The 12,401-nt window shown below is 61.1% G+C and carries 10 protein-coding genes; 4 read left to right on the forward strand and 6 right to left on the reverse strand.

Features of this window, described 5'->3' with window-relative positions; genetic code table 11:
• Positions 1-66: 66 nt before the first annotated feature.
• From ACQUSY_RS07625 to ACQUSY_RS07640, 4 genes are read left to right on the forward strand one after another with little or no spacing between them, the layout of a single operon-like run.
• Positions 67-1,506 (forward strand): O-antigen ligase family protein, encoded by a 1,440-nt coding sequence (locus ACQUSY_RS07625; RefSeq protein ID WP_428903888.1) that lies wholly within the window; start codon positions 67-69, stop codon positions 1,504-1,506.
• Positions 1,503-2,798, forward strand: coding sequence for an O-antigen ligase family protein (locus ACQUSY_RS07630; RefSeq protein ID WP_428903889.1), 1,296 nt, complete (start codon positions 1,503-1,505; stop codon positions 2,796-2,798). Before ACQUSY_RS07625 ends, ACQUSY_RS07630 begins: the two co-directional genes overlap by 4 nt.
• A gap of 39 nt (positions 2,799-2,837) precedes the next feature.
• Positions 2,838-3,809 (forward strand): glycosyltransferase family 2 protein, encoded by a 972-nt coding sequence (locus ACQUSY_RS07635; RefSeq protein ID WP_428903890.1) that lies wholly within the window; start codon positions 2,838-2,840, stop codon positions 3,807-3,809.
• A gap of 8 nt (positions 3,810-3,817) precedes the next feature.
• Positions 3,818-4,399, forward strand: a complete 582-nt coding sequence (locus ACQUSY_RS07640) for a hypothetical protein (protein WP_428903891.1) — start codon at positions 3,818-3,820, stop codon at positions 4,397-4,399.
• Here the strand turns inward: ACQUSY_RS07640 and ACQUSY_RS07645 are convergent.
• The 6 genes from ACQUSY_RS07645 to glf all read right to left on the reverse strand — a co-directional run bounded on the left by ACQUSY_RS07645 (position 4,396) and on the right by glf (position 12,324).
• The gene (locus ACQUSY_RS07645) at positions 4,396-5,367 is read right to left on the reverse strand and encodes an IS481 family transposase (RefSeq protein WP_428903892.1); all 972 of its coding nucleotides are present in this window, start codon (positions 5,365-5,367) and stop codon (positions 4,396-4,398) included. The genes ACQUSY_RS07640 and ACQUSY_RS07645 overlap by 4 nt on opposite strands.
• Positions 5,368-5,555: 188 nt before the next feature.
• The gene (locus ACQUSY_RS07650; RefSeq protein ID WP_428903893.1) at positions 5,556-6,326 is read right to left on the reverse strand and encodes an ABC transporter ATP-binding protein; all 771 of its coding nucleotides are present in this window, start codon (positions 6,324-6,326) and stop codon (positions 5,556-5,558) included.
• Positions 6,326-7,123, reverse strand: a complete 798-nt coding sequence (locus tag ACQUSY_RS07655; protein WP_428903928.1) for an ABC transporter permease — start codon at positions 7,121-7,123, stop codon at positions 6,326-6,328. The genes ACQUSY_RS07650 and ACQUSY_RS07655 overlap by 1 nt, the downstream gene beginning before the upstream one ends.
• Before the next feature lie 64 nt (positions 7,124-7,187).
• Complete coding sequence (locus tag ACQUSY_RS07660) at positions 7,188-9,182, reverse strand: acyltransferase family protein (protein ID WP_428903894.1); 1,995 nt, start codon at positions 9,180-9,182, stop codon at positions 7,188-7,190.
• Positions 9,183-9,250: 68 nt separating this feature from the next.
• The gene (locus tag ACQUSY_RS07665) at positions 9,251-11,155 is read right to left on the reverse strand and encodes a glycosyltransferase (protein ID WP_428903895.1); all 1,905 of its coding nucleotides are present in this window, start codon (positions 11,153-11,155) and stop codon (positions 9,251-9,253) included.
• Positions 11,156-11,187: 32 nt separating this feature from the next.
• Positions 11,188-12,324: a UDP-galactopyranose mutase gene (glf, locus tag ACQUSY_RS07670; protein ID WP_428903896.1), complete on the reverse strand. Its 1,137-nt coding sequence runs from the start codon at positions 12,322-12,324 to the stop codon at positions 11,188-11,190.
• Positions 12,325-12,401: the final 77 nt, after the last annotated feature.

Consider the following 12,401-nt stretch of genomic DNA (forward strand, 5'->3'; position numbering starts at 1 on the left):
GAACTCCGGGCGCGTTCGGCTGTTCCCTCACCGAACTTCGATGCCTGAACGATAGATTGTTTGATCATGGCCACGATCTCGCGTCACCCCGTAGGAGCCCCTCCCCAGGCGCCCCTGCGCGAATCGACGCGCCGACTATTACTGCGAGCGCACGCGATCTTCGTGCTCTTCACGTTCTTTGCGCTGCCATTCTGGAATCACCTGCTCGGAACCATGGGGGCGGCTGGTGTCGTCATTCTCATGACGTTGGGCACGCTGGGGTGGTGGATCCCGCTCCTCGTCGCGCAGCACAAGACCAACCCGTTCCCTTGGCGACGATTGCCGTGGACAGCGCTGGGCTTCGTGCTGTGGGCAACGATTTCCATCACGTGGTCGGCGTGGCCGGGGTCAAGCGCGCTGACCGTTACCGGGCTCCTCATCGTCACGCTGCACGCACTGTTCTTGGTGCACGTATTGAGTTGGCGCGAGCTCATGCGCGTTATTGCGTCGGCCCTGAAGTGGGTTGTGGGCCTGTCACTGGTCTTCGAGCTCTTCGTCTCTCTCGTGATCCAGCACCCGGTCTTCCCGTTCTTCGTCGAACCGCCCGAAGGCAAGGTCGACCCACAGTGGTACTGGTCGCGCAACAACCTGTTTGACTTTGACGGTCGCATTCAGGGCATCCTGGGCAACGCCAACCTGCTCGGCATTCTGTGCCTCATCGCGATTGTGGTCTTCACGATCCGCGTGTTGTCGAATGCTCCGCGTCGCAGCTGGCAAATCGCGTGGATCATTGTCGCCGCCTACCTGATGTACCGCGCCGGCTCCGCCACGGTGTTCATGTGTGCTGCTGGCATGGTTGCCGTTCTGGTGTGCGTTCTGGTCATGCGACGTACGACCAAGCCCTCACAGCGGTCGCTTGCCTACTTTGTCTTCGCAGGTGTTGGTTCCACTGCAGCACTTTTGCTGCTGGTGTTCCGTGACACCGTCTTCGGGCTTCTCGGGCGTAGTGACAACCTCACCGGCCGCGCAGACATCTGGGCCGCGATCGGTGAGCGGATCGCCCAGCGCCCCGTCGTCGGTTGGGGGCACGCGAGCCCCTGGCCGCCCTTCGACACTGAAATCTCGGCCGGGCTCGTTGACCACGGGCAGGTCGTGATGCAGGCCCACAACATGTGGATTGACGTCATCTACCAGTTGGGCTGGATCGGTTGCGCGATCTTGATCGTGGCACTGCTCGCCCTCATTTGGCGCGCCTGGTTCTTCGCCGTCGACCGCCCCCGCTGGGATCTCGACGCGAAGCGGCCGTTCGCCGTCATCAGCATCTTCCCCGTGCTCATGGTTGCGCTCCTGCTCGTGCAGGGCATCACGGAGTCGGCCCCGCTCATGCTGTGGGGGTGGCTCATGATCGTGATGCTGAGCTTCAAGATCAAGTCGGCACCCATTGTGGGCGTGGGCACCGCTGAGCAATCGGCGGCACTCGAGCTCGGTGACGCGCCCCCAACCCGCCGACACCTCACACACCGATGAGTGTCGCTCGTACCGTCGCAGAAACGCTGGACTCGGCGGCTTTCGCCCGTGCCTACGCGCTAACGGCGTTCACGACGGCCTTCGCGGGCCCCCTGATTGAAAACCTGGTCGGCTCCGCCGTCCTCACCACCATCATGGTGGGGCTCGTCATCATCGGTGCCGCCGTGCTCTTCGTGCGGCGGGCAGAACTCACGTGGATTCGGTTCATCCCCTCGAGCATCGCCCTGATCTTGCTCTGGACATTCTTGTCATTCGCGTGGACATCAGATCAGCGGTGGACGTGGCTCGGCATGTGGGGCGCCGCCGGTTACGCCTTCCTCGCCATTGTGATCGCACACACTCGCGACTCACTCCAGACGGTGCGCGCGATCGGCGACGTCTTGCGCGTGCTTCTGGCGCTGTCAATCGTCGTCGAACTGCTCAGCGGCGTGATTTTTGACACCCCGTTTGCCTTCCTTGGCGTGCTGGGCAACCTCACCGCTGGTGGCCCGGTACAGGGTATTTTTGAGACCCGCAACATGCTGGGCCTGGTGAGCGTGATCGCCCTCGTGACATTCGTCGTCGAAATGCAGACGCAGTCGGTCGAGAAGCCGCGCGCAATTGTCAGCATCGCGATGGCACTCGCGCTGATCGGCCTGTCGCTCTCCCCCACCGCGATCGTATTGGTCGGCGTGGTCGCCGTCAGTGCCATCGCCCTCGCCATCGTGCGTGCAACTTCACCCGAGCGCCGCACGGCCGTGCAAATCACGCTGGCGAGCCTCGCGGTCGGCGCGATCACCGTCGGCCTCATCTTCCGCCATCAGATCATTCGTTGGCTGGGCGCGGGCACCGACATTGCCATGCGCGCAGACCTGTGGAACGCGCTCCTTGACTACAGCCGCCTGCGCCCGTGGCAAGGCTGGGGCTATTTTGGCCCGTGGGCGCCCAACGAATTTCCGTTCTGGTCCATCAATGATCGCTCCGGCGGCGACATTCACCTCAGCGCCCTGAACGCGTTCTTTGACGTTCTCATACAGCTCGGCATCGTGGGCCTCGTGCTGTTCCTGTTCGCCGCGGGCCTCGCCCTCACTCGAAGCTGGCTCATCGCGACGCAACGCAAATCGATCCTGTACGCGTGGACCCCGCTCGTGCTGATTACGCTCCTCGCCAATTCGATGCTGGAGAGCACGGTGCTCTCGAGCATCGGCTTCATGCTGTTCGTGCTGTGCGCCACGCGCGCCGGCCAAGTGAAGTCGTGGCGAGAACTGTTGGATGCGCCGCGCCCTCAGAGTCCACCCAACCAGCCAGGGTAGGCTCGAAGGCGTTCCTCTCCCCTCCATCCCCTGGGAATCATGTCTGCTGCATTCGAACCGGCGTCGGCAACGATCGTTGTCGTCACGTACAACCGCTCGCACCTGCTGACGCGTCTTCTCGACTCCGTCATCGCGATGGATCCAAAGCCTGGCCACGTTGTTGTCATCGACAACGCGTCGACCGACAACACCACTGAGCTGGTGGAGAGTTACCGCGAAAGGCTCGGAACCACGCTGGTGTACCAGCGCATGGAGACGAACACGGGTGGTTCCGGTGGCTTCAGCGAAGGCATGCGCGTCGCGTATGAGCTCGGTTCTGAGTGGATCTGGATGATGGACGACGATGTCGAACTCGTCGACGATGGCCTCGCCAAAATGGGCAAGTGGGCTCCCCGATTCAAGAGCATTCAGGGCCGCCGCTACGACTACGACGGCAGCGAGTTCTACTGGCAGTACCGTGTCTCCCCGTCAATGGGTATTCCGATCCCCTTCGCTCCCGCCGCTTTTGATGGTTCCGGCTATAAAGAAATGAACTCGGGCTGTTTCGAGGGCATGTTCATTCACCGCGACATCGTGCAGCAGATCGGTCTGCCCGACCCGCGCTTCTTCATCTACTGGGATGACACTGTGTACGGCTGGCTCGCGTCGCTGAAGACGACCGCCGTTATCGTTAATGACTTCGTGCTGCGCCGTACGCGTGAGATCAAGCAGTGGGACATGGGCCTGCGCCACCTCAACGCGTCGAGCGACGCGTACCGCTACTACATCATGCGCAACCGTGCGTTTATGCGTCACTACTACAAGCAGCACGGCACGTACCGGCCGGTGGCCTTTGCTTTCGGTTCTTTCCTGACGTTTGCGAAGGAGCTGATCCGCCTCACGGTTGTGGAGCGCAAGGTACGCGGAACCAGCAACCTGTGGCGCGGAGTTCGTGACGGTCGCAAGATTTCTCGCGACTCCAGCTGGACGCCGATGCCCCCGCTCGCCCCGCTCACCGCAGACGCTAAGTAAGGAGCCTCGTGTCACCTCGCGCAGGAAATTCTGGTCGCATCGGCCTGTTGGTCGCCATTGGCGTTATCGCGCTGCTGATCGCTAGCGGTGCGGTTGTGCTTGCCATGAACCCGCCCTTCCAGGGTGAGGGCAAGCCAGAACCCAACACGAGCGCGTCGGCCACCTCGACGGCGACCCCGTCGCCCTCCGCGACGCCAACGGCGATGGCTACGCCGAGCGCCACCCTTGAGCCCACCCCGACGGCTACGCCCACCGGTGACCCGGTACCGGATGACACTGACTTCCGTGCTGCGGTCTCCCCCTACCTGACTGACGCCGCGACGGGTCTCGACATCATCTCCGAGAGTGTCGCCGGTGGTTCGTTTGACGGCACGCAGGATGTCATCACGCAGCTGCAGCACGACGTGCAGCGCCTGTTCGACAACGCAAAGCCGAGCGACCCGGAGACGTGGAATGGCGCGGTACAGACGTACGCGGGCGCTATCGACAACCTGAGCCAGGCACTCGGTAACTCCGATCTTGACCGCACCACGACCGCGCTTGATTCGGCACGGCGCGACCTGGAGTCACTCGTCAGTCTTGCGAGCTAAGTGTACTGACCTCGACCGTTGTTGATTCGGTCGATGGGGGTCTTGCCTCCGATGCCGAGGTGGGCTCTGTCTAGGTTGTAGTAATCGAGCCAGGCTGGCAAGGCGGCTGCGCGGTCGTTGTTCGAGGCGAACGGGCGGGAGTAGGCCCATTCGGTAGCGAGGGTGCGGTTTAGTCTTTCGATCTTCCCGTTGGTCCAGGGGCAGTGCGGTTTGATGAACTTCTGCGAGATGCCGTGGTCGGTGAACACTTTCCGGAAGGCCGCTGATTTCCGGTATGCGAATGCGTTGTCGGTGATGACGCGCTCGACGCGGACGCCCAAGCCCGCGTAGAACGCGATTGCGCGCTCGAGGAATCCCGCGCATGTCGTTCCGCGTTCGTCCGCATGGATCTCCAGGAAGGCGACGCGGGAATGATCATCGATCGCGGCGTGCACATAGTCGTAGCCGATGCCGCGGCCACGAACCTTCTCGCTGCGGCCATGAGCGCGCCAGCCGCCGCCGTCAGGGACACGACCGAGCTTCTTGACGTCGACGTGGATCAGCGACCCGGGGTGGGCGTGCTCGTAGCGGTTCGCGGACCGACGCGATGCCTTGATCACCGCGCCGGTGACCGGGTCGAGATCCCGCAACAGCGGAACACAATGGCGACGTAACACCCGCCCGACCACGGACGCGTGCATCCCGAGACGGGCGCCAATGAAGACCGGGCCGCGGCGGGTCAGCTCCCGCATGATCCGCACCCTCGTCTCATTGCATGGGCCGGTGCGCTGCGGGTGCGCGTGAGCGACACTGGATCGGTCCTGCAGCCCCGCGACGCCCGATTCTCGGAACCGACGCCACCACCGCCATGCCGTTGTGCGCGAGATCCCCATCTCTGCGGCTACGTGCGCGACCGCACGCCCCGACTGGATGCGCTGGATCATGATCAACCTGCCGGCCGGAGCCAGCCGGGCATTAGCGTGGGACACGAGAGACCTCCGTGGACTCGAGCTGAAGAACTAGACAGCTCCAACTCGACTACGGAGGTCTCTCCTACGTCAACAACGATCCAGGTCAGTACAGCTAAGAGCGCCGCCTCCCACAACTAAGCGCACGGTTCCGCCTATGACCGGTGCTCTCCTGTGGAGAGCTTGCGTGGCGACTGGCGGGCGCGGTTTCAGGCCTTTGCTGTTCCCGCGTTGTGATCGGCGTTGTAGCGGTCGAGCACATCCCCGATCGGGGCATCGAGCACGAGTTTGCCTTTGTTGAGATACAACCCACGCGTGCAAAAGCGGCGCAAGTCTCGCTCGTTGTGGCTGACGAAAAACAGAGTACGCCCTTCGGAGAGCAGCTCGTCGATGCGCTTGTAGCACTTGTCTCGGAAGGCTTTGTCGCCGACCGCGAGCACCTCGTCAACGAGCAGGATCGGCTCATCGAGTTGCGAGACGACGGAGAACGCGAGACGCACCTTCATGCCACTGGAGAGGTGCTTGTACGGCGTCTCGAGGAAGTCACCGATTTCGGCAAACGCGATGATGTCATCGAAGCGCGCGTCGATTTCAGCGCGGCTCATGCCGTGGAGGCCGGCGATGAGGCGCACGTTTTCGCGCACCGTGAGGTCGGCGGCAAAACCGCCGGTGAGTTCGATGAGGGGTGCGACGCCGCCGTGGACTTCGACGGTGCCTTCGTCAGGCAGCAGAACGCCGGCGACGAGTTTCAGGAGCGTCGACTTTCCCTGCCCGTTGCGGCCCACGACGCCGATGGCTTCGCCATAGTTCACGGAAAACGACACATGGCGCAGGGGCCAGAACTGGCCCGGCTTGCTGCGACGCTTGGCGCCACCGAACAAGTCTTTCAGGCTCGGGCGGCCGCGCCGGTTGCGACGGAAGCTCACGCCAAGGTCGGTGATCGTCATCGCGGAGGTGGTGATGCTGGTGGGGTCGGTCATTACAGCTCCTTCAGCACGGTGCGCTCAAGGCCTCGGAATGTCACGATACCGACCACCAGCAGGGTGAGCGTGATGATCACGCTCACCACGACGCTGAACAGGTCGAATTCTTCCGGGAAGAACGCCATGCGGTACAGCGTGAAGATTCCGGCAAGCGGGTTGAATGCGGCAATCTGGTCGAAGGGCTGCGGCAGATCGTTGATGCCATAGATGACGGGTGACGCGTAGAAGAGGGCGCGCAACACGAGCTTTGTGGTGCGCTCCAGGTCGCTGTACAGCACACACAGCGGTGCGATCAGCAGGCCAAGGCCGAGGAGAAGAAGTGCCTGCAGAACAACGGCAAGAGGGAGGAGGAGAAGGCCCCATCCCACCGTCGCGCCGGCAAAGATCGCGAACAGTGCGAGCACCGGAAGCGCGAGCAGAAATTCAGTGCCTTTGCTCACGATGATGCGGGCGATCCAGATAGAGCGCGGAATGTTGGTGGAGCGCACCAGCTTCGCGTCTTTGCGGAACGCCCGGGTGAAGTCGCTGACGCAGAGATTGAACCAAACCCACGGCAACAGTCCTGCGACGAGGAAGACGATATATGGTTCCGCCCCCACGTTTTCACGCTGGAAAACCTGGGTGAAGATAAACCAGTAGATGACCGCCATCACGAGCGGGTCAAGAACACTCCAGAAGTACCCGAGCAAGCTCGTGGCGTACCGCACCTTAAGGTCACGGGCAGACAGCAACCGAAGTGCGTGGAGATATCGCCGCGCCGGCGTTCGGGAGCGATCGGATGGTGCGGTCACAATGTCGAGTCTAGGGGTGTCACGTTGGTACGGCCTGACAGGGCACGGTGGTTACTGGCGTTTGGATTCACCAACGGAATCCGCTCTCCTCAAGCGCCAAAGCGACCGGATTGACGAGCTGCTGCATGAAGGTCTTGGTGATGTGGTTGTCATCCATGTAGAGAATCACGTTGCCGATGACTGCGCGGCAGATACCCTCCGGGCAGAACTGATCTGTCATATCGATGATGTGGACGTTGTCTGCGGCAAGGTCTTCGAGTGGGTTTGAGTCTGCGAGTTTCTCGTCAAGCGGGGCAGCACAGGCCAACCCATCCGCGAGGTTCTGATGCACGCAATCAAAAATATTGTCGATATAGCGCGGGTTGTCACGGATGAGTATGATGTCGCCGACCGCGTCCTCAACCTGCACAAGCGTACGCTCAATGCCATCCAGCAGGCGGTCTTCGGCATCCGCCGCTTGCGCCCGGCTTCCGACCGAAACCAGCACATCTGGTTCCGTCTGCTGGATGTAATCAATGACTTGCAGGCGCCACCGGTCGCACTCTTCACTTCCGCCAGCCCACTCATCAAGAGCGAACGCGCATCCGCCACGGAGAAGGGCGACAATGTTGTAGCCGTTGGCTTCCGCCAACGGCGCAAAGACTGCCATCCACTGTTGCGCGTGGGAATCGCCGACGATAACGAGAGTGGGTGAGTCTGCGCTGATGATGGTTTGCGAGCATTGCTCGGCAGCGTCAGCCCCGGCGGGCCGATAGTCAGCCGTACAAGCCTCGTTGAGCGCAACCCATTCCTCGTTCATTTGCGAGCCAATTGGGAGCAGTGTGGCACTATCTAGTGCCCCTTCGCTCGCTCGCAGGTTCACTTGCGTTTCGGCCGCTGCTTGCTCTGCTGCCGCGACGATCGCATCGGCTCGCTGGCCTTCGAGGTTTTGCCATTGCAGCAGTGGAACCGCAACCATCGAGACCGTCGCTACGAGGGCAAGTGCACCGGCCCAGGCGTTGCGCCGTTCAAATCGAATCGCCTGCAACGGTTTATCCACGGAATATCGGATCATGATCGCGAGTGCGATGGAGATTCCAACGATGACCGCGCCTTGCAGAAGATCGGGCCGAGCTGTCTCGGTGGTAATCATGAAGAACACGAGTAGCGGCCAGTGCACTAGGTAAAGCGGGTAGGCAAAGGTTCCCAGCCAGCGCATGAAACGTGAGCCCAAGACCGAGCCAAACGTCGTGCCTGGCGTTGCTCCACCGACGATGACGGCGACCGCAGCGAGCACGGGCCACAGCGCGAGGTATCCCGGGAATCCACCAGAGACGTCAATAACCATTCCACACACGAGGAGCGCAGTAACGCCACCCCAGCCCAGGAGTTCAGCGATCGGACGTGGCAATGATCTGTGCAACGGGATCAGCGCGACGAGTGAACCAATCGCGAACTCCCACATACGTGCGGCGGTGCTGTAGTACGCCGTCGTTTGGTTCGTGGCTGTAAACCAGACCGAATAGGCAAAAGATGCGACGAAGACGACGGAGAAGACGACGAGAGCGACTGATCGTACGCGCCATTTCATGCGGCGTGCGATCCCCCAACAGGCGAGGAGCAGAAGTGGCCAGATGATGAAGATCTGGCCTTGTACTGACAATGACCAAAAGTGAAGCAACGGGCTGACTTCGTTGACGCCGCGGGCGTAGTAGTCGACCGCGTTTGATGCGAGTTCGACGTTCTGAAAATAGAACAGCGACGCCCAAGCCTGGTCCCAGATCGGCTGCCAAGTCGACGATGGTAACAACAGCAATGCGCCGACAAGCACACCGACAATTGTCAGCGCTGCCACGGGGACGAGACGCCAGAACCTGTTGACCCAGTACGCACCAAGTCCGATCTTGCCGCGTTCCGCCTTTCGAACGAGCGACCCCGTCATGAAAAACGCGGAAAGCAAAAGGAATACGTCGACGCCGCCGGAAACTCGACCTACCCAGACGTGGTATGCGACGACGAGAGCGATCGCAAACGCTCTCAGCCCGTCCAGATCGTATCGGTGTTTTTGGGAAGCATCAAGCACCGACTCAACAGCAGGTTGTTGTCGGTCTTGCCTCTTTTCAGTCGCCTGGTTCCTAATTTCAGTTCCCCCTAAACCACTGGGGTTCCCGCTTCAGCGTAGACCTGACGCCAGCTTTCTGGACTGGTGATGTCCGACAGCTGATCGCGGTAGTCATGCGAGAGTGCATGCCACTTTCGCCACATCCGCAAGTTGAGCTTGACGCTCGACCAGAGGTAGCCACGCATCTTTGATCGGTCTCGCTGGTACCAAGCCACGCCGAGCCCGTCGGGTGAGGTGACGAGCGCCGAGTCGATGTCGGCGAAGCGCCACCACGTAATGTCTTGCGCCGCAATAACGCGTTCAGGGTTTCGTTTCGAGCCCTTCGCTTCCTTGATGAGGAGTTGGCGAACGCCAACCCGACCGGCAAGAATCAGTGCGGCGATGGGGTTCGAGGGACGACTCACTCCGCCCAGGATGACGCGCGATGAACGCTTGACCGGCGGCAATGAGGCGAGGTCTTCGACGACGCGTGCGTCGACAAAGTTAGTGCGGAGCTCGCGAATCTCGCTCTGCTTCGTCGCGAGCACCTCCGGCAATGCGCGCGGACCCGCATACACGTCTTTCAGAGCCTGATGACGGAGCTCAACGGCGGAGTACTGGAGCATGAAGAGTAACTTCACGTCACCGAGGAACGAGTGCAACGGGAGATATCCGCCGCGCTTCACGTGCGAGTGCAGGAGTCCGGTCACCACACGGTTGCGGTGAATGAAGTATTCTTCCCACGTACGGGTGGGGTCTTTGTCGTGCCACGCCATGTGCCACACAGCAACGCCGGGCAGGCAAACCGTCGGATAGCCGTGGTCACGTGCGCGGAGCGAGAACTCGATGTCATCAAACTTCAAGAACACCGGTAGCGACAGACCGATCTCACGCAGAATCTGGGTTGGAATCAGACACATCCACCATCCGTTGAAGTCGGCACCGAGGAAGCGGTGAAGTTCCGGCGTCTCGCGCAGTGTGTCTTCTGCGTAGTCCTGGTCGTACTCGCTGGCGCCCGAGGGAAGCATCCAGCTCTTACGCTGATCCCATACTTCGCCCTGCGTGTACAGCACGGAGCGGTCGTCGAGGTGTAGCATGCCGCCACCTACGATTGTCGGCGTCACAGCAAAGTCGGCAAATCGCACGGCACGCACGATCGCCTCGGGCTCGCTGATGGCATCGTCATCGAGCAGAAGCACGTACTTGGATTCTGCCGACGACAGGGACTCGAGCATGGCCCGAGAGAATCCGCCTGAGCCACCGAGATTGGCTTGCTGAACGTAGTACAGCTTGTCGCCGAGGGCGGCCGAGACTTCCGCGAAGTCCGCCTCATCGGCGACGACATTCGTCCCCTGATCCACGACTACGAGGCGGTCAAGAACATCGGCGACATCCGGGTTCGCACCGACGGCGCGCACCTGATTAATCGCATAACGCTGGCGGTTGAACGTCGTGATACCAACGGTTACCTTGCCTGGCTCCCAAGAATCGCTGGCGAGGACGCTCCACTCAGCGTTGGACAGTTCAACCTCGCCCGCACCGGAGGCAATATCGAACCAATAGAAACCCCCATCGACAAAACTTGTAATGGGGAGTTCGAACTCGACAGTTTCCGAGTCAAAACGCTTTGATGCAACAGCCGAGGACCGTCCGCGCGCGCTGGACTTGTAAACCGAGACAAGTCCCTTGCCCTCGAGAGAAATCGACAACCGTACGTTGCGTACCGTCGTCCAGCGCTGCCAATAGGCCGCCGGGAACGCGTTGAAGTACGTCGACATCGAGATGCGCTTGTGTGGGTAGATCCGGATGGATCGACGCCCAACGATTTCGTAGTCAGCACCTGGCTGAGACCCGTCGCCGGTTCCGGTGTCTACGTACAATGCAGACACTTCGGCGACGCCTTCCGTCGGGAAGACGACGCGGTTTACAGGGACGTAGCGGGGGGTTTCCGCCATGAGACGTACTCCTTGAACGAGCTTAGTGTTCTTTAGGCGAGCTGGTTGTTCCACATGGACAAGGCGGAGCCGATTGCCATGTGCATGTCGAGGTACTGGTAGGTGCCGAGGCGGCCGCCGAAGTAGACGTCCTTTTCACCCTGGCCCAGGTCGCGGTAGGCGAGAACGCCCTCGCGGTCGGTGGGGGTGTTTACCGGGTAGTACGGCTCATCCTCGCGCGTCGCGAAGCGCGAGAACTCGCGGTGAATGACGGTCTTGTCCTGAGCGAAGATGTCTTTGCGCTCCGGGTGGAAGTGCTTGAACTCGTGAATGCGGGTGTACGGAACGTCAGCGTCGGGGTAGTTCATGACGCTCGTGCCCTGGAAGTCTTGAATGTCGAGGACTTCTTCTTCCAGGTCGATCGTGCGCCACGACAGCTCACCGGCTGCATAGTCGAAGTAACGGTCAACGGGGCCGGTGTACACGACCGGAACCTGCCCGACGACGGCCTTCTTGTGCAGCGGCTGCGACTCATCAAAGAAGTCGGTCGACAGAGCGACTTCAATGTTCTTGTGGTCTGCCATGCGCTCGAGCCACGCGGTGTAGCCGTCGACCGGCAGACCCTCATACGTGTCGTTGAAGTAGCGGTTGTCGTACGTGTATCGAACCGGAAGGCGGCTAATGATCGACGCGGGAAGCTCCTTCGCGTCAGTCTGCCATTGCTTCGCCGTGTAATCGCGGATGAACGCTTCAAACAGGGGGCGACCGATCAGGCCGATGCCACGCTCTTCCAGGTTCGTTGCCGAATGCGCGTCAAACTCGCCGGCCTGCTCGGCAATCAGTGCGCGTGCCTCTGCCGGCGTGTATGCCGAGTCGAAGAACTGGTTGATGGTTCCCAGGTTGATGGGAAGCGGGTACACGACGCCCTTGTGCGTCGAGTACACACGGTGCTGGTAGTTCGTGAACTTCGTGAAGCGGTTCACGTACTCCCACACCGTCTCGTTCGACGTGTGGAACAAGTGTGCACCGTATTGGTGCACCTCGATGCCTGTGGTCGCTTCGGCTTCGCTGTATGCGTTTCCGCCGAGGTGGTGGCGACGATCGATGATAGTAACCTTACGACCCGCTTCGGCTGCGCGCTCCGCGATCGTAAGTCCGAACAGGCCGGAGCCCACAACAAGAAGATCCATTAATCACGCCTCATTTAGACGGCAGCGGCGCGCTGCGCGGGACAACAACCTGCCAAGTCTATCCGACCGTATTTACT

The sequence above is a fragment of the Microbacterium daqui genome (genome assembly GCF_050408675.1).
GTDB lineage: Bacteria > Actinomycetota > Actinomycetes > Actinomycetales > Microbacteriaceae > Microbacterium.